The 17,668-nt window shown below is 67.6% G+C and carries 19 protein-coding genes; 11 read left to right on the plus strand and 8 right to left on the minus strand.

What is annotated here, in order from left to right:
• The first annotated feature begins 453 nt into the window (after positions 1-453).
• From IU459_RS03645 to truB, 4 genes are all read left to right on the plus strand, one after another.
• Positions 454-1,788 (plus strand): MATE family efflux transporter, encoded by a 1,335-nt coding sequence (locus tag IU459_RS03645; protein ID WP_195128182.1) that lies wholly within the window; start codon positions 454-456, stop codon positions 1,786-1,788.
• Between the two features lie 136 nt (positions 1,789-1,924).
• Entirely contained in the window at positions 1,925-2,884 is a 960-nt protein-coding gene (locus IU459_RS03650) for a metallophosphoesterase family protein (RefSeq protein WP_195127995.1), read from the plus strand.
• 305 nt (positions 2,885-3,189) lie between these two features.
• Positions 3,190-3,858 (plus strand): 4'-phosphopantetheinyl transferase Npt, encoded by a 669-nt coding sequence (gene npt, locus IU459_RS03655; protein ID WP_195127996.1) that lies wholly within the window; start codon positions 3,190-3,192, stop codon positions 3,856-3,858.
• Positions 3,858-4,757, plus strand: coding sequence for a tRNA pseudouridine(55) synthase TruB (gene truB / locus IU459_RS03660; protein ID WP_195127997.1), 900 nt, complete (start codon positions 3,858-3,860; stop codon positions 4,755-4,757). Before npt ends, truB begins: the two co-directional genes overlap by 1 nt.
• An 82-nt stretch (positions 4,758-4,839) precedes the next feature.
• On the opposite strand, the gene IU459_RS03665 is transcribed toward truB, so the two are convergent.
• The 3 genes from IU459_RS03665 to IU459_RS03675 all read right to left on the minus strand — a co-directional run bounded on the left by IU459_RS03665 (position 4,840) and on the right by IU459_RS03675 (position 6,081).
• Positions 4,840-5,034, minus strand: a complete 195-nt coding sequence (locus IU459_RS03665) for a hypothetical protein (RefSeq protein WP_195127998.1) — start codon at positions 5,032-5,034, stop codon at positions 4,840-4,842.
• Between the two features lie 225 nt (positions 5,035-5,259).
• Complete coding sequence (locus tag IU459_RS03670; RefSeq protein WP_195127999.1) at positions 5,260-5,634, minus strand: hypothetical protein; 375 nt, start codon at positions 5,632-5,634, stop codon at positions 5,260-5,262.
• Between the two features lie 72 nt (positions 5,635-5,706).
• Positions 5,707-6,081, minus strand: a complete 375-nt coding sequence (locus IU459_RS03675) for a hypothetical protein (RefSeq protein WP_195128000.1) — start codon at positions 6,079-6,081, stop codon at positions 5,707-5,709.
• 211 nt (positions 6,082-6,292) lie between these two features.
• Here IU459_RS03675 and IU459_RS03680 point away from each other — a divergent pair, with 211 nt between their 5' ends.
• From IU459_RS03680 to IU459_RS03695, 4 genes are all read left to right on the plus strand, one after another.
• Positions 6,293-6,766, plus strand: a complete 474-nt coding sequence (locus IU459_RS03680; protein ID WP_195128001.1) for an Ig-like domain-containing protein — start codon at positions 6,293-6,295, stop codon at positions 6,764-6,766.
• 37 nt (positions 6,767-6,803) lie between these two features.
• Positions 6,804-7,211, plus strand: coding sequence for a hypothetical protein (locus tag IU459_RS03685; protein WP_195128002.1), 408 nt, complete (start codon positions 6,804-6,806; stop codon positions 7,209-7,211).
• Positions 7,212-7,317: 106 nt separating this feature from the next.
• A complete protein-coding gene (locus tag IU459_RS03690; protein WP_195128003.1) occupies positions 7,318-8,160 on the plus strand; it encodes a hypothetical protein in 843 nt (280 codons plus the stop codon).
• A 478-nt stretch (positions 8,161-8,638) separates the two neighbouring features.
• Positions 8,639-9,061 carry an EF-hand domain-containing protein gene (locus IU459_RS03695; protein WP_195128004.1) on the plus strand — a complete coding sequence of 141 codons (423 nt, stop codon included), beginning with the start codon at positions 8,639-8,641 and terminating at the stop codon, positions 9,059-9,061.
• 430 nt (positions 9,062-9,491) lie between these two features.
• Here the strand turns inward: IU459_RS03695 and IU459_RS03700 are convergent, their stop codons facing one another.
• From IU459_RS03700 to IU459_RS03710, 3 genes are read right to left on the minus strand one after another with little or no spacing between them, the layout of a single operon-like run.
• On the minus strand, positions 9,492-10,157 hold the full coding sequence (locus IU459_RS03700; RefSeq protein ID WP_195128005.1) for a GntR family transcriptional regulator: 666 nt from the start codon (positions 10,155-10,157) through the stop codon (positions 9,492-9,494).
• On the minus strand, positions 10,144-10,875 hold the full coding sequence (locus tag IU459_RS03705; RefSeq protein ID WP_195128006.1) for a maleate cis-trans isomerase family protein: 732 nt from the start codon (positions 10,873-10,875) through the stop codon (positions 10,144-10,146). Before IU459_RS03705 ends, IU459_RS03700 begins: the two co-directional genes overlap by 14 nt.
• A 14-nt stretch (positions 10,876-10,889) precedes the next feature.
• Entirely contained in the window at positions 10,890-11,630 is a 741-nt protein-coding gene (locus tag IU459_RS03710) for a maleate cis-trans isomerase family protein (RefSeq protein ID WP_195128007.1), read from the minus strand.
• A gap of 86 nt (positions 11,631-11,716) precedes the next feature.
• Between IU459_RS03710 and IU459_RS03715 the strand changes: the two genes are divergently transcribed.
• Both IU459_RS03715 and IU459_RS03720 read left to right on the plus strand, forming a co-directional pair.
• Positions 11,717-12,682: a D-2-hydroxyacid dehydrogenase gene (locus IU459_RS03715; RefSeq protein WP_195128008.1), complete on the plus strand. Its 966-nt coding sequence runs from the start codon at positions 11,717-11,719 to the stop codon at positions 12,680-12,682.
• 27 nt (positions 12,683-12,709) lie between these two features.
• Positions 12,710-14,095 carry an amidase gene (locus IU459_RS03720; RefSeq protein ID WP_228837356.1) on the plus strand — a complete coding sequence of 462 codons (1,386 nt, stop codon included), beginning with the start codon at positions 12,710-12,712 and terminating at the stop codon, positions 14,093-14,095.
• A 46-nt stretch (positions 14,096-14,141) separates the two neighbouring features.
• Here IU459_RS03720 and IU459_RS03725 read toward each other — a convergent pair whose 3' ends face one another.
• The gene (locus tag IU459_RS03725; RefSeq protein WP_195128010.1) at positions 14,142-14,636 is read right to left on the minus strand and encodes a DUF3830 family protein; all 495 of its coding nucleotides are present in this window, start codon (positions 14,634-14,636) and stop codon (positions 14,142-14,144) included.
• 139 nt (positions 14,637-14,775) lie between these two features.
• Entirely contained in the window at positions 14,776-16,017 is a 1,242-nt protein-coding gene (locus tag IU459_RS03730) for an aspartate aminotransferase family protein (protein ID WP_195128011.1), read from the minus strand.
• Positions 16,018-16,151: 134 nt separating this feature from the next.
• Between IU459_RS03730 and IU459_RS03735 the strand changes: the two genes are divergently transcribed.
• Positions 16,152-17,624 (plus strand): NAD-dependent succinate-semialdehyde dehydrogenase, encoded by a 1,473-nt coding sequence (locus IU459_RS03735; RefSeq protein WP_195128012.1) that lies wholly within the window; start codon positions 16,152-16,154, stop codon positions 17,622-17,624.
• Positions 17,625-17,668 lie beyond the last annotated feature (44 nt).

Genomic DNA, 17,668 nt, shown 5'->3' on the forward strand with positions numbered 1-17,668 from the left:
GAGCTCCGTGCGGGAGGCGGCCGGCATTGGGCGGCATAGAGCCGGTTGCCATGAAATCCATTCGGCCCGAATCGTTGTCCTGTCCTCGCGGGCCCAGCGCATGGCCGCTGGTGTCCAGCTGCCCGGCGGTCGTTACGCCGGTGTGTGGTCGCCGACGCGTGGCCGATCTCCGGACAGCGCAGGGCTGGCTTCGCGCATGCGCACACGTCCGCGGATCTTTGCCGGGACATCTGCGTGGGTCGCGACCGAATCGGTTATCACGCGCAAGGTGGCCCCACGGCTCGCGCGACGACCGGTGTCGGCGGAGTCTGCCAGTCGGCGGTGTCATGTCGGGGCATCAACTGCACAGACGGCAGTCGCGACCGGATCCGGGTAGGGAAGGTGTTCGTGAACGCGAAAAGTTCCAGCGAGGCGGAGGTCACCGGCTCGGTATCGCAGGATGCCGAGACGCCGCTGCCAGAAGTCGACCGGGCCGCCGCGGCGGGGCCGAAACGGATCCTCGGGCTGGCGTTGCCGACGCTCGGCGTGCTGATCGCCGAGCCGCTCTATCTGCTGTTCGATCTCGCTGTCGTCGGTCGGCTCGGCGCGCTCGCACTGGCCGGTCTCGCGGTCGGGGGATTGATTCTGGCGCAGACGAGTTCACAGCTCACTTTTTTGTCCTATGGCACCACAGCGCGCTCGGCTCGTCGCCACGGCGCGGGCGATCACCGGGGTGCGGTCGGCGAAGGCGTGCAGGCGACGTGGATCGCGATCGTGGTCGGCGCCGCGATTCTGCTGTCGGCCGAGTTGTTCGCCGTGCCGCTGACCAACGCGATCGCGGGCGGCGGCGACATCGCGGGTGCGGCGCTGGGTTGGCTGCGGATCGCGCTGTTCGGTGTGCCGCTGATCCTGATCTCCATGGCGGGCAACGGCTGGTTGCGCGGCGTCCAAGAGACGCGCAGGCCGCTGGTTTATGTGGTTGCGGGACTAGTGGTTTCGGCGGTCTTGTGCCCGGTGCTGGTGCACGGGCTGTTCGGCGCGCCGCGTATGGAGTTGCCCGGCTCCGCGGTGGCGAATGTCGCCGGGCAGGTGGTCATGGCGGCGCTGTTTCTGAACGCGCTGATCCGGGAAGGCGTTTCGCTGGTGCCGCAGTGGTCGCTCATGAGCGCGCAGCTCGTCCTCGGTCGCGATCTGATCGTTCGCAGCTTCGCCTTCCAAGCCTGTTTCGTCTCGGCCGCCGCGGTCGCGGCCCGCTTCGGCGCGGCCTCGGTGGCTGCCCACCAGTTGGTCCTGCAGCTGTGGAACTTCCTGGCCCTCGCCTTGGACGCGCTGGCCATCGCGGCGCAGACCCTCACCGGCGCCGCGCTCGGCGCGGGCGACGCCGCCGGCGCTCGCGGCATCGCCCGGCGCGTCACCCGATGGTCGGAGATCTTCAGCCTCGCTCTCGCCGCCTTATTCGCGGCGGGCGCGCTGCTCATCCCGACGCTGTTCACAAGCGACCCGCAGGTCCTCGATCGCACCCACGTGGTGTGGTGGTTCTTCGTCGCCCTGATTCCAGTGGCAGGCATCGTCTTCGCCCTCGACGGCGTCCTGCTCGGCGCGGGGGACGCCGCCTATCTGCGCACTACCACGCTCACCGCGGCGCTGGCCGGTTTCCTGCCCGCCATCTGGCTGTCGCTGGCGTTCGACTGGGGCGTGGCCGGAATCTGGTCCGGCTTGGCCGCGTTCATGGTGTTGCGGCTGATCGCCGTGACGTGGCGGACGCTGTCGGGCCGGTGGGCCCGCGTCGGCGCCGAGGTGCCGGCGTGAGCGAGCGTCAGCGAGCGAACCGACAACGCAGCGCCCTCGCGCACGACGGAGCCGAGCGCCAGCGAGGCGTAGTCGTGCACGACACCCGGCTCGGCCGGTGCGTGCGAATCGGAACGGATGTGCCAAGGTAGGTGTGGTGATACCCAAGTTGATGGCGGTGAGCGACATTCATGTCGGGCACCAGGGGAATCGGCCGGTAGTCGAGCAGATCACGGCGGACTCGCCGGAGGACTGGCTCATCGTGGCCGGCGACGTGGGAGAGAAGACCGAGGACATCCGGTGGGCGCTGGAGCGGCTGCGCGGCCGGTTCGCCAAGGTGATCTGGGTGCCGGGCAACCATGAGCTGTGGACCACGGCGAAGGACCCGGTGCAGATGTCCGGGGTGGCGCGCTACGACTACTTGGTCGCCATGTGCCGCGACTTGGACGTGCTGACGCCGGAGGACCCGTTCCCGGTATGGGACGGCGCCGGTGCCGAGGAGTACGGCGGACCGGTGACCCTGGCGCCGATGTTCCTGCTGTACGACTACTCGTTCCTGCCGGAGGGCGCCACCACGAAGGCGGAGGGTCTCGCCATCGCCAGGGAGCGCAACGTGGTGGCGACCGACGAGTTCCTGCTGTCGCCGGAGCCGTACCTGACCAGGGACGCGTGGTGCCATGCCCGCGTGCAGGTGACCAAACGCAAGCTGGACGCGCTCGCACCCGGCACGCCGGTCGTCCTGATCAACCACTTTCCGCTGGTGCGGCAGCCGACCGATGTGCTGTTCTATCCGGAGTTCGCGCTGTGGTGCGGCACCGAACTGACCGCGGACTGGCACACCCGCTACAACGTGGTCTGCTCGGTCTACGGCCACCTGCACATCCCGCGTACCTCGCACTACGACGGTGTGCGGTTCGAGGAGGTCTCGCTCGGCTACCCGCGCGAGTGGCAGCGCCGCGGCCTGCCCGATCGACTGCTGCGCCAGATCCTGCCCACTCCGGAGTACCCGCCAGGGACGCTGAACAAGTGGGGTGGCCACTTCCAGGTGACGCCGGAAATGGAAGCCGCCGCGGCGGAAATGCGTAGCAAAGCGCAACAGCGGCGGGGACTGGCGTAGTCCCCGCGTCCGTCGCCGAGCCGTTTCGCGCCGAGCGCCCGATGTGACCGGGTCGGAGTGGTGCACTTCGACCGGCAACGGGGATCATCACTCGGTCCTGGTCACTTCGCCGAACGCGGTAGTCGACACGTGATCCGATTCCGCTGGCGGCCCAGGTAGCCTGCCGAGAGCGGAGCCGGTTGTGGACCACCTAGCGGTGACAGTGTCGGCGGCAGGCAGGTTCGCCGGGTCCGCGACGCCCAGCTCCTCAGCGGGCTCATGGCACTGCGCTACTGGCCGTTGCGGCTCGGCTAGGCTCGGCGGTGATGATCGAGAACATTCTGCCCGCCGGTGTGGCCTCTGCCGAGTTGCTGGCGTACCCGGAGGATCTGAAGCCGCATCCGGCGGAGGAGCATCTCATCGCCAAGTCGGTGGAGAAGCGGCGCCGCGATTTCATCGGTGCCCGGCACTGCGCCCGGCTGGCGCTGGCGCAGCTCGGCGAGCCGCCCGTCGCGATCGGCAAGGGAGAGCGGGGCGCTCCGGTATGGCCGCGCGGAATCGTCGGCAGCCTCACCCACTGTGACGGCTACCAGGCCGCCGCGCTGGGCCACAAGCTGCGGTTCCGTTCCATTGGCATCGACGCCGAGCCGCATGCCACGCTGCCCGACGGCGTGCTGGATTCGGTCAGCCTTCCGCAGGAGCGGGAGTGGCTGAAGACCACCGACTCCGCGCTGCACCTGGACCGGCTGCTGTTCTGCGCCAAAGAAGCCACCTACAAGGCCTGGTTCCCGCTGACGGTGCGCTGGCTCGGCTTCGAGGACGCGCACATCACCTTCGAGATCGAGAACAGCACCGCCGATTCCGGGTACGGCAGTTTCCACACCGAGCTGCTGGTTCCGGGCCAGACCACCGACGGCGGCGTGCCGCTGCGCTCCTTCGACGGCCGGTGGCTGATCGTCGACGGGTACATCCTGACCGCGATCGTGCACGTCTGATGGACGCTCTCGGCGGGCTGCTCATCATCGACAAGGCCGGTGGCTGGACCAGCCACGACGTCGTGGCGAAATGCCGGAAGCTGCTGCACACCAAGAAGATCGGGCACGCGGGCACGCTGGACCCGATGGCCACCGGCGTGCTGGTGCTCGGCGTGGAACGCGCGACCAAACTGCTCGGCCTGCTCACCCTGACCACCAAGGCGTACACCGCAACCATCCGCCTCGGGCAGGCCACCACCACCGACGACGCCGAGGGCGAGGTGCTCGCCACCACCCCGGCCGGCCACCTCACCGACGCCGACATCGCCCCGCGCATCACCGAACTCACCGGTGACATCGACCAAGTCCCCGCCACGGTGAGCGCGATCAAGGTCGGCGGCGAACGCGCGTACGCCCGTCACCGTGCCGGGGAGGACGTGCAGCTGGCCGCCCGCCCGGTCACGGTGTCGCGCTTCGACGTGCTGGCCCGCCGCGACGCCGGTGATTTCGTGGACCTGGACGTGGTGGTGGAGTGCTCCTCGGGCACCTACGTGCGGGCGCTCGCCCGTGACCTGGGCGCCGCGCTCGGCGTCGGCGGTCACCTGACCGCGTTGCGCCGCACCAGCGTCGGTCCGTTCACCCTCGAACACGCCCGCACCCTGGACGAGCTGGCCGCCGCCGCGGAATCGGGCGCGCCATCGCTGAGCCTGGATATCGACGCCGCGATTCGAACCGCGTTCCCGCACCGGGACATCGACGACAAGCAGGCCGACGACCTGCGCAACGGACGCTGGCTCGCCCCCGTCGGAATCCCCGGCGTCTACGCCGCCATCGACCCCGAAGGCCGAGCCATCGCCCTGCTGCGAGAGTCCGGCAACCGCGCGTCCTCGGTGATGGTCGTCCGCCCGGCCAACCTCTGATCCACCCACAGACGACACCGCGCCTGGTTGGACTCGTGCTGTGTCTGCCTGGTCGGGCGCTGTCATGGTGCTCGTAGCCGAGCTATGGCGGCGTGGTTGTGGTTAGGGTCGAGTGATATCGCGGCCGCCCAGGCGTGGGCGGCGCGCGCTCGTCGAAGGCGATGAACCCGCGCTGCCCTAACGGGATCGGCACGGTGCGGCCGTTGTTGCGCAGCCGGTAGGCCGGTGTCGTGTCGCGCTCATCGCGGGGGAAAAGGATCTCGATCTGGTGTCCCACCAGTCGCCATCCAGCGTGCGTGTCGCCGGATCGCCTTTGTTGTCGCGCAAGCTGGTGTTGTCGTATCCATGCGGAGAAGGTTTACCGAACGCGCTGGTCAGAGCTGGTCAAGCGGCAAAGATCCGAGAATTCGCAGGAATCGGCAGGATCGGTTCGCGACCGCCGCATATGCTGGATCGCATTGCGCCAAATGGAGTTCGTAATCGGACATTTCAGGTTTGGTGATCAGTTCAGTAGGCGTTTGCAGCTACCTGCGTCTGCCCCGTGGCCGTATGCCCGCTCGAAATCGGAATAATCCGGATCGACCTTGTCCAGGTAATACGGAATAACGGCCGCCTCGACGTCACCGCACACCCATTTCTCACCCGATTCGCTGTTTTCCATTTGGAAAGTTATGATGTGCCAGCCGGTTAAAGGAGCGCCCGCCGAGGCTGTGCATTCACGCCCCTTCACGGATCCGAAGTGGGGTTGGTCGAGCGTATATTTGCACGTGTAGGTCGGCAGGGCTTGCGCCGCAGCGGTGGGGGCGGTCACCAGACCGGCGGTAGCGGCCAGCATGAGTGCAGGCAGCCCGAGGCGGACCAGGCGGGTTGTGATCATCGCGGTTCCTGTTCGAAATCGAAATCAGTAATATTTGTGGGAAGCGGGCACTCGCTACGGCGTGCCGTGCGATCAGACCGGGCGACAGTTGCTCGCGTTCACCCCGGCGTTGAGCACCTCTTCCGCTTCGATTGCTCCCATTTCCGGATGGATCGGCTTCCCGAGGGACGGGAACGCGCCACCGCACTCCCATTTTTCACCGGTGACGCTGTTTTCCATCCTGACGGGGTGGAAATAATTACCGTCCAACGGGGCGCCCGGTGACGCTGTGCACCTGCGTGCTTTCATCAGGTTGAATATCGCGAAATGGTTTTCGACAGGTGTGTACTTGCAGGTGTATGTCGGCACCGGGGGTTGCGCCGCGGCGGTGGGAGCCATCGCCAGACCGGCAGTAGCGGCCAGCACGAGCGCGGGAAGCCCAAGGAGGATGGGACGGGTTGTGATCATCAAGGCTCCTGTTCTAAATCGAAATCACTGTCGCAGTAAGCGACTGTTCGGCATCGGAGTGCGAATCCGTGTAAAAACCATGAGTAGACAGCTGATTTCGCACTCACCCTCGCCGGTCGGCCTTAAGGAATCCTTAACGACAGGTAATAACGGTCGATCGGTCGCGACTCGCGTATGAGCACTCCCGGCTGTCTCTAGCGGTGCGCTTGTCGTGCTGGTTCGGGCTCGCGGTCTTCCCGGCAACCCACTGAACCGGATTCGCATCTTCCCAAGACATGGGAGCCTCGCCGACCTGCTACGGGATAGGATCCGGTTCGACTCGGATGGCAAGGAGCGCAATGACTTCGGCAGAACGATCGTTGAGTCCACAGTTGCTGCGGCAGCAGCGTTGATCATGGGCGCGCCATCGGCGGTCGCCGTGTCCCCGGGTCGGGAACGGCTGCGTTTACGAATGAAAGCCGTGAGCGACAACGCCTCGCGCATCAGCTTCCTGGACAACGGATGGGAGATTCGCAGCGGCAACACGCAGGTCTCCGGCGGCACCGGCACAGCGACGTGGACCCCGAGCACGACCGGCACACATGTCCTGACGGCGAAGGAAATCACCGGCGACCTCGCAGAGACGAGCATCACCGTGGAAGTCGGTACCGGCACAAACCTCGGCAGCGCGTGCGTGGTGCGGTAACGGCCGGCCAAGTTTCGAAAGTTAGGGGTTGAGCTCAATGAAGCGAACCGTTGCGGCGACAGTCGCTGTCCTTGTCGGCGGCGCGGCACTGGTCACCGCCACTGCCGGGGATGCGCTCGGTGCGCATCCCGCATCTGTGCAGGAAGGTCGCGGCCGAATAGTGGTGGGCTTGCCGGATTCCGACGATGAGCGGTCGATCAGGGTGGAAGTGTGGATCGATGGCCAGAACGTGAGCTGTAGCGGCCACCCATGCAGCGTCGGACAGGGACACGCCTATTCGTTGGCCTACAACCTGCCGGCAGGGCCGCATCGTGTCGAGATTCGACAGCCCGGCCAACCCGACTTGCTCGACCAGGTCGTGACTGTGCAACCCCCCGACCGCCTGCTCGACACCCTGCAATGCTGGCACCTGCCCGTGCCGCCGGATCCCACTCTCATCTGCTGATTTCCTCCGACCGGCCTCTGAGCTCGACGCCAGCGACTGCAGCCGAGGTGACGGTGCCACGCGGAGATGAGGAAGCCGGAGCGATCAGGCCGAGGGCGGCATTGTTTTGCTGATCCGATCCGACCTGCTGGCGCGGAAATTGGTTCAGTTCACCCGGCACTTGAGTAGCGAGATCATAAAGGGAGCAAGGGCGGCCGCCGAACACGGCGTCCGGCCCATCGCTCGTGGAGCCGGGGGCGCAGTCGAAGAACTTCGGAACGCTGATAAGGGGTTTCGCCGTCGTTTCGATGCCGGCGACCCGCCATCCCCACCTCCGCTGTCGGAGTCCGGCTCCGGACCGCTGGATACCTTTTATAACGGAGCACGTCTGTGGCAAGTCGAGCAAATATTTCCCAGGGCTTTTCGCGGAACAGTAGCCGCAGGCGAGGAAGGCTATATTCGCACAGCGTCGCACAGTTCCGCCGGAGACGTCGTCTACCTGACAGATGGCACTGACATCGCCGGCGTGTACGGAACGATCACTAGCTGGACCGATGTCCGTGACGGCACAATGCGGTTCCATCCCGCGGGCATGGTACTGGGTATCGACGCCAACCGTATCCGTGTGCATCCGATGGCCGCGGACGGGCACTCGGCAGCCAACTTCGTCGAAGGTGTCAGCGACCGGGTATTCACCACCCCCGGCCGCGTGGATACATCCAAGATCGTCAGCGTGAAATTTCAAACCTACGACAACATCATCGACAACCCCGATATAACACTGGTAGCCGACGGATTCCCCGGCTTCGATGGCCTGAGACAAGAGTCGCTGCGCGACCCCGCAATAGTCGCCGATCGGCTCTCCGACATCGCCGAGGCCGTGCGCAGAAACTACCCATCGATCGACGTCACCGTCGGCGCCAACCACCTCACCAGCGACGAAGCCATCAGAACCTTCCTGGCAACATGAACGAAGCCCGCAACGCTTCCAGCCCGACCTTGTCATCAGCTTCTCGCTGGTCTGCCGGGCGAGCGTCGAGCACCTGGTCGGAACCGAGGCGCGGACGGCCTGGTTCTGCGTGGCGTCGCAACCGATACGGCTGTTCGAGTCTTTCATCGGCTCTCGGTTTCCTTTGCCATGAGTTGACTTGTGCAACCAGGAGATTCGGCAACGCGAGTCCACGGTGTCGCCGCCAGGAATGCCCGCCGTAACGCACCCGGTGATTCGAAACGGGTATTCGCCTGCAACGAGCCGACCGATCGGTTGAACGGGCGTACAAGGCAGGGCCGCATCACTGTGGTCACCGACCATACGCGGACCGAGCGGCTGGGGTTTGCCCACAGCGAATCGGAGCCGCACTGCCCCAATGAAATCCGTACAGTGTGTGCGGTGGCCGTCGGACGCGGAGTCCGATGGCGGGTTGCAGTGGCGGCGAAGGTAGTGGGCGATGAGTGAACGACCGGTCGATACGTTCGGGTTGTGGGACCAGGACGGTGACGGACTCGTCTCGGTAGCGGATATCACGGCGGGGCTCCGGGCGCTCGGCCTGGAGGTCGATGAGGAAGCGGTGGAGCGGATGGTCGCCGCCGCCGACACCAACGGCGACTTCCTGGTCTCCCGTGCGGAATTCGACGCCGCGCTGGTCGCCGGCCGCATCGAGGTGACCGACGCGGACGCGGCGTTCAAGGTCTTCGACGTCAACGGCGACGGCCGCATCTCGGTCGAGGAACTCGAATCGCTCATCCGCCACGTCGGCGCGGGCCGCATCGACGAACCGGCCGACGCCTTGCTGGCCGCGGCCGACCGCGATGGCGACGGCTACCTGTCGCTCCCGGAGTTCCGCATGCTGCTCGATTTCCTCTCCCGTTGACCGCACCATGTACCCGAGAGCCGCATGGACGGTGTAGCCGGAGACATCCGCCCACAGTTTGCGCGGGGAGCGATGACTGAGGCGGTCGCGTGGATGGTGTAGCCGGAGACATCCGCACACAGCCTGCGCGGGGCCGAGCGATGACTGAGGCGGCCGCGCGAACGGTGCAGGGGGGACGTATTCGCCTACAGTCAGCGCGGGGGTGAGCGATGACTGTAGGCGGGCGCGCGGACGGTGCAGCCGGACGTATTCGCCTACAGCATGCGCCGGACGGACGAAGGTAGAGATAGCCGCAGAAACGGTGCAGTCGAACATAGTTCGTCTATTGCCCGCTCCGAGCCCGGGCGGAGGTTGCGGCAGCCGCGGAAAACGTGCAGTTGGACGCAGTCCGTCTGTAGCCTGCGCCGGGCCGAGCGAAGGTGCGGCAGCCCTAGCTGCCGATCTGGTGGCGCAGCCGTTGCACCGCGTCGTCCATGTGCTCGGCGAGGAGGGCGCGAGCTCGGTCGGGTGCGGCGGTGGCGATCGCTTCGCGCAGGTCGACGTGTTCGCGAGCCTGTTCGCGCAGGTCGGGGTAGGTGGTTTGCAAGGCGCCCAGGCACATTCGCGTCTCGATCAGCAAGGTGCGTGCGGCGCGCACCAGCCGCGGGCTGGCCGCGCTCTCCACCAGAGCTTCGTGGAATGCCTGGTCGGCGTCGGACACCCCAACTGCGTCACCGCGGTCGGCGCACGCGACCATCTCCTCGACACTGGGTCCGAGCGCTTCGTAGGCGATCGGGCGGCGGCCGTCGAGGATCAGCTCCAGCGCGCCGCCTTCCAGTGCCGTTCTGGCCCGGTAGACATCGATGACGTCGTCGAGGCTCAGTTCGATGACGAAGATCCCGCGGTGGCGGATGCTGTGCAGCAGGCCCTCGGACACCAAGCGCTGCATCGCCTCCCGCACCGGCCCGCGGGAGACGGCGAACTGCGCGGCCAGATCGGCTTCGCCGAGCTGCGATCCCGGCGCGAGATTGCCGCGCATGATCGCCTCGCGGAGCCGATCGGCGATCATCTCCGCGGTCGACTGCCGGTTCACCGGCTCGAAATCAACGACGGACATCGATCTGCCTTTCCGCGAACAAGGTGCCGAACCCGGAAACGACCCGATCGGCGCCGGCCAGCCGCAGGCCTGCCCAGATCGTGACCTGATTGGCCGTCAGCACCGGTTTGCCCAGCGTAGCTTCCAGGTCCGGCAGCACCGCCATGGTGTGCATGGCGGTATCGGGAACCAGTAGCGCCTGCGCGTCCGGGTGGTCGTTGTCGACCGCCAGCCGCAACACCTGGACCGGGGTGAGCGTGCCGACCTCGGCGGCGGTGTCGATACCCGCACTGGACATGGAGACGACGTCGATGCCCGCGTCGGCGAGGAACGCCACGAACAGCCGGGCCACCTCGTCGGGATAGCTGGCCGCGACCGCGACCGAACGCAACCCGAGCGTGTGCACGGCATCGACGAAGGCGAGGCTGGTGCTGGTCGCGGGCACGCCCGCCACCTCGGCCAGTGTGCGCACCTGCTCGCGAGCGCCCGTGGGTCCGTAGACGAAACTGCCGGAGGTACACGCCCAGACGACCGCCTCGGGCCGGTGCCGGGCGAGCAATGCCGCGCCGACGCGCAATTTCTCCGGGCTGCCCAGTTCGAGCAGTTCGGGGACGGCGTGCAGATCGGTGCCGTAGATGTGGGCTACCGGAAGGTGCGCGCCGAGGGCCGCCGCCGCGAGCGGGTAGTCGCCCTCGGCCGCGTGGTCGGGGTAGATGAAGCCGACGGTGGGTGCCTGCATGCGATGCTCTTCCTTCAGAAAACGTTGAGTAGCCACTTGCCCGGGCCCATCATCGGCAGCTTCATCCGGCCGAGGCAGGCCCACATGGTGAGCTGGTTGGCGGTGAGCACGGGTTTGCCGAGCGCCTGTTCGAGCGGCTCGATGACGTCGTAGGTCGGCAGGTTGGTGCAGCTGACGAAGACGGCCTGGGCGGCGGGATCGTCGGCGCCGGCGATGCGTTCGGCGATGGTGCGGTAGCTGACCTTCCAGATGCCGCCACCGAGCCCGAGGTGATCGGACCGCACCACCGCGCACCCGGCCTCGGCGAGGAATTCGTGCAGCCTGTGCGTGAGGATCTCGTCGTAGGGGGTGAGCACCGAGATCTGGGTGAGTTTCAGATGGCGGATCGCCTCCAGCAACGCGCCCGAGGTGGTGACCGCGTCCTGTGCCCCGGCCAGGCAGATGGTCTCACGCAGCGACTTCTCGTAGGCCAGGCCCTTGATGAAGCTTCCCGACGTGCACAAGTAGGCCACCACCTCGGGCTCCACGTGCAAGACGTTTCGCGTGGCCGCGGTCAGATGGGCCGCATCGGACACCAGTTCGGCCATCTCCAGCGACACCGGTACCGGTTCATAGGGTGTGCGAGCCAGGTGCAGGCTGACCTCCAAGGGCGCCCAGCGCCACAACTCCCGTTCCAGCGCGAGGTCGAACGGAGCGATGATCCCGATGCCCCGTTGCGCGACGGGGCCCTCCAGGTCGGGAAAGCTCAGATCCACTGCGGCCCCTCTCGCGCTCAGCCGGGACGACCTCCGAACACGATCGGATTGTTGACAATCATACGATGTGATCTTAGTGTGTCAATGTGGATCAGGGCCCGATTGTCACCGTCCTGCACAGTGACAGTGTGCCCGACATCGACGGCATGGCCCTGGTGGCAGACCGCGCCACGGTCCGGTACACGGAGGCCTCCGGCCTCGCGGACGCCCTGCGGGGGGCGGAAGTGTTGTTCGTCTACGACTTTCGCACTCGCGCGCTGCCCGGCGCGTGGCATGCCGCGGACCGCCTGCGCTGGGTGCACATGGGGTCGACCGGCGTCGACCCGGCGATGTTTCCCGAATTGCAGGCGAGTGAGGTGGTGGTGACCAATACCCGCGGCGTCTTCGATTCGGCGATCGCCGAATACGTCCTCGGGCAGATTCTCGGCTTCGCCAAGGACTTGTCCGGCTCGCTGCTGTTGCAGCAGCGGCACGAGTGGCGGCATAGGGAGTCCGAACGCGTCGAGGGTGCGCGCGCGCTGATCGTGGGCACTGGCTCGATCGCACGTCATATCGCCCGCTTGCTGCGCGCGGTGGGGATGACGGTGCATGCTGTGGGCAGGCGGGAGCGTGCCGCGGACCCGGATTTCGGCGTCGTCGCCACCGATCTGCACGCCGAGCTGGGCCGGGCCGACTACGTCATCGCGATCGCCCCGCTGACCGAGCAGACCAGGAACATGTTCGACGCCAGCGCTTTCGCCGCGATGCGGCCGCACGCCAGGTTTGTCAACGTGGGTCGCGGGGAACTCGTTGTGACCGACGATCTCGTCGCCGCGTTGCGCACCGGATCGATCGCCGCGGCGGCGCTCGATGTGGTGAACCCCGAGCCGCTCCCGGCCGACCATCCCCTGTGGGAACTGCCGAATGTCCGGATCACCCCGCACAACTCCGGTGACGTTGTCGGATGGCGCACCGAGATCGTCAACGCGTTCGCCGAGAACTTCGACAAATGGATCACCGGACGCCCGCTGGACAACGTGGTCGACAAAAGGCTGGGGTACGTGCCCGGCTGAAGGAGCCCATCCATGAGCTACCCCGACATGAACTCTCCCACCGATCCGACCGCGATGACGGCGGTCGAGCTGGTCTCCGCCTACGCGGCGGGCGCGCTGTCGCCGGTCGAGGCCACCGAGGCGATCCTGCGGGCGATCACCGATCGCGACGGCGCGCTCAACGCGTTCTGTCTCGTCGATTCCGACCGTGCCCTGGTGCAGGCGAAGGATTCCGAGGCGCGCTGGCAGTCCGGCCACGCTCGCGGATTGCTGGACGGCGTGCCGATCTCGATCAAGGACGTCTTCCTGACCGAGGGCTGGCCCACCCGGCGCGGATCCACCTCGATCGACCCGGCCGGGCCGTGGCCGGTGGACAGCCCGGTGGCGGCGCGGCTGCGCGAGGACGGCATGGTCTTCCTGGGCAAGACCACGACCCCGGAGATCGCGTGGAAAGCGGTCACCGACAGCCCGTTGACCGGAATCACCCGCAACCCGGCCGACGCGTCCACCACGGCGGGCGGATCCTCCGGCGGCAGCGCCGCGGCTGTCGCGGCGGGCATGGGGCCGGTTTCGGTGGGCACCGACGGCGGCGGCAGCGTGCGCATTCCGGCGGCCTTCTGCGGCATCGTCGGGTTCAAGCCCACCTACGGCCGGATTCCGCTGTACCCGGCCAGCCCCTTCGGTCCGCTGGCGCACGCGGGCCCGATGACCCGCACCGTCGAGGACGCGGCGCTGCTGATGGACATCCTGTCGCTCCCTGATCCGCGCGACCCGACCGCGCTTGCTCCCACGCTCACCACTTTCCGCGCCGAAATGCAGCGTGATGTGCGCGGATTGCGCGTGGCGTACTCGCCGACGCTGGGCTACGCCGAGGTGGACGCCGACGTCGCCGCGGTCGTCGACGCGGCGGTGGCTCGCCTCGCCGAGGCCGAACTGCTCGTCAGCGCGGCCGATCCCGGTTTCGGTGATCCGCGCGAGGCCTTCGAACTGCTCTGGGCGGCGGGGGCGGCCACGATGCTGTCCGGCTTCCCGGAGGGGACGCGCGAGCGGGTCGATCCGGGACTGCGCGCGGTGTGGGAACGCGGCGAGACCGTCAGCGCCGTCGACTATCTCGCCGCCCGCAACGTGGCGGCGCAGCTCGGCATCACCATGGGCGCGTTCCATACCGACTACGACGTCCTGATCACTCCGACCGTGCCGATTCCCGCGTTCGCGGCCGGCCATGACGTGCCCCCCGGCAGCGGGCTGCGCAGCTGGCCGCAGTGGACGCCGTTCACGTATCCGTTCAATCTCACCCAGCAGCCCGCGATCAGCATCCCGGTGGGCAGCACACCCGCGGGTCTTCCGGTCGGGCTGCAGATCGTCGGTCCGCGTCACTCCGACGACCTGGTGCTGGCGGTGGCCCGCTACGCTGAATTCGTGCTGGCCTCCTGAATGAACAGCGCCCCCGCGAGTGCGGCGGGGGCACTGGCTCGTTGGGTCAGGCGCGGGCGAAGGCGAGTGTTTCGCCTTGGACTCCGTGCAGCCACAGGGTGTTACACGCCGCGGCCATCTCGGCCAGGCCTTCCTCGATCGTGGCGAAGACGTTGCCGGGTACCCAGCCGAGATCGCCGTTGATCAGCAAATTGTTGCGGCCGTAGAACAGCGCGAGGTCGGTCGCGCCGCGCTCGTGCTCGGCCGCGGAGCCGGGCTCGTAGCCGTAGGCCGGATTGCCGATCTCCCACGGTTCGAAATCGAACAGGCACACGTCGCCGGGGATCGGCGTGACGGTGGGGTTCTCCCGATGCGGGGCCGCGCCGATCCGCGGGAGCAGAGTGTACACCTCGTTGCGGGCGTACTTGGCGTGGAAAGCGTCGCCTTCCTGCGGCAGCGCGTTCCACACCGCCGCACACGTGCGCGGCGCCTCCTCGTCGAGCAAACGCGCGCGGCAGGTCACTGCGGCCTTGGTGAGGGAAATGGTGATGTAGCGGGCCATGCGGTCCTGCTTCCTGATCTGGCCCGCCGGACGGGCACGGGTGGAGTCGGGAACAACGGCGGCGTGGCCGGGCAGGCATACCGGGGCGCGGACACTGCGGGGTTGCCGCACAGGCGCGTCGGCGGCGGGAGTCGCCGGGCTACAGCTCGGCGAGGACCTCCGACCAGATGGCGAGCGCGTCCTCGATCTGAGCATCGGTCACGATCAGCGGCGGAATCATCCGCACCACGTTCATCTGCGCGCCACAGGTCAGCAGCAGCAGTCCCTTGGCAATCGCGGCGCGCTGCGCGGCCGCGGCGGTGACCGGATCGGGTTCGCCGGTGGCCGTGGTGAATTCCGCGCCCGCCATCAGTCCGAGACCGCGCACGTCGCCGATCGCCTTGGTGGCGCTGTCGCGCAGACCGCGGAGCAGCTGCTCGCCCCTGACCGCCGCATTCTCCACCAGGCCTTCGGATTCGATGACGTCCAGCGTGGCGATCGCCGCCGCGCACGCCACCGCGTTGCCGCCGTAGGTGCCGCCCTGCGAGCCCGGCCATGCCCGCGCCATCAGCTCGCGCGGCGCCGCGATACCCGACAGCGGGAACCCACTGGCCAGCCCTTTCGCGATGGTGATCACGTCCGGCCGCACACCGAAGTGCTGATGGCCGAAGAATTTTCCGGTCCGTCCGAAGCCGGTCTGGATCTCGTCGAAAACCAGCAGTATGCCGTGCCGGTCCGCGCGTTCGCGCAGTCCGCGGAAGAACGCGGTGTTGCCGGGGATGTAGCCGCCCTCGCCGAGCACGGGCTCCACCAGGAACGCGGCGGTGTCGGCGGGGGAGGTGAGCGTGGTGAACAGGTAGTCGAGTTCGCGCAGCGCGAAGGCGGTGGCCTCTTGCTCGCTCCAGCCGTAGCGGAACGCGGTGGGGAAGGGCGCGACGTGCACGCCCGGCATGAGCGGGCTGAATCCGGCGGAGAACCGGGTGCCGGACGTCGTCATCGTGGCGGCCGCGACGGTGCGGCCGTGGAAACCGCCGTGGAAGACGATGACGTTCGGCCGCCCGGTCGCCTGGCGCACCAGCCGCAGCGCCGCCTCGACCGCCTCGCTACCGGAATTGGCGAAGAACAGCGCGTCCAAGCCCTCCGGCAGCACCGCGCCGAGGCGATCGGTGAGTTCCAGCAGCGGCCGGTGCAGGACGGTCGTGTACTGGCCGTGGATCAGCGAGGCGACCTGTGCCTGCGCCGCCGCGACCACGTGCGGGTGGCAGTGGCCGGTGCTGGTCACGCCGATGCCGGCGGTGAAGTCCAGGTAGCGGCGTCCGTCGGTGCCGTAGAGATAGCACCCCGACCCGTGGTCGACGGTCACCGGAGTGGCCTGTTTCAGGACGGGCGATAGCTCGGTCATGGTGATTCGCCTCCCGGAGCGGGTGGGATGACTGGCGTGATTGCATATTGTCGGATTGTCGACAATATGCATAACATGGCCGCACGGGTCGCAGCAATGGCCGAACGCTGCGCGGTCGAGAGGAGCCACCGACGATGCTCACCGAAAGCCCCCTCAGCACCGCTGAACGATCCGCGATCGACACGGTGCCGCGCGGCCTGTTCATCAACGGCGAGTGGCGTGAGACCGCCCGATCGCTACCTGTCATCGATCCCGCGACCGGCGAACTGCTCTGTTCCGTTGCCGACGCGGATCCCGCCGACGGCCTCGCGGCACTGGACGCGGCGTGCGGAGCGCAACCGGAGTGGGCGCGCACCCCACCACGAGAGCGCAGCGACCTGCTCATGCGCGTCCACCGCGCGTTGCTCGCCGACACCGAGCGGCTCGGGATGATCGCGACGCTGGAGATGGGCAAACCGCTGGCCGAGGCGCGCGGCGAGATCGCCTATGCCGCGGAGTTCTTCCGCTGGTTCGCCGAGGAGGCCGTGCGCTTGGACGGCGGGTACATGCCCGCGCCCACCGGCGGCTCCCGCTTCCTGGTGACCAGGCAGCCGGTCGGCCCCAGCCTGCTCATCACGCCGTGGAACTTCCCGATGGCCATGGGTGCGCGCAAGGTCGCTCCGGCCCTTGCCGCCGGCTGCACCTGCGTGGTGAAACCCGCTGAGCAGACGCCGCTTTCGATACTGGCGCTGGCCGAGATCATGTCCGCTGCCGGCCTGCCCGCCGGGGTGGTCAACGTGATCACCACCGCCGACCCCGCCGCCCTGATGACGCCGCTGATCCGCGATGAGCGCTCGCGCAAGCTGTCCTTCACGGGTTCGACCGCGGTCGGCAAACAGCTGCTCGCGCAGTGCGCTCGAACGGTAATGCGCACCTCGATGGAACTCGGTGGCAACGCCCCGCTGCTGGTATTCGACGACGCCGATCTGGACGAGGCGGTCGAGGGCGCGCTCGCGGCGAAGATGCGCAATATCGGCCAGGCATGCACCGCCGCCAACCGCATTCTGGTCCAGCGTGGCGTCGCGGACGTCTTCGCACGCAGGCTCGCCGATCGGATGGCGGCGCTGCCGATGGGTCGCGGGACCGAGCCGGACGTGGTGGTCGGCCCATTGATCGATGCCGACGCCGTCGCCAAGGTGCAGCGCTTGGTCGACGACGCCCGCGATCGCGGCGCCACGGTGCTCATCGGCGGGACCGCGCTGGACGGTCCTGGCACCTTCTATCCCGCGACCGTGCTGGTCGACGTCCCCGACGATGCCGAACTGTGCCAGACCGAGATCTTCGGCCCGGTCGCCGCGATCGGCGTGTTCGACACCGAGGAAGAAGCCATCGGCCGGGCCAACGACACGCCGTACGGGCTGGTGAGCTACGTATTCACCGAGAACCTGCGGCGGGGACTGCGGGTATGTGAGGCGCTGGAGACCGGCATGGTGGGACTCAACCAGGGCGTGGTGTCGAATCCGGCCGCGCCGTTCGGCGGCGTCAAAGAATCCGGGCTCGGCCGCGAGGGCGGGCCTACCGGAATCGACGAGTTCCTCGAGACCAAGTACATCGGCGTGAAGTTGTGAGTCCGGCGTGCCGAGCCGTACAGCGTGCGTCGCACAGCCGACGA

This window comes from Nocardia amamiensis, from assembly GCF_015477605.1.
Classification (GTDB): domain Bacteria; phylum Actinomycetota; class Actinomycetes; order Mycobacteriales; family Mycobacteriaceae; genus Nocardia; species Nocardia amamiensis_A.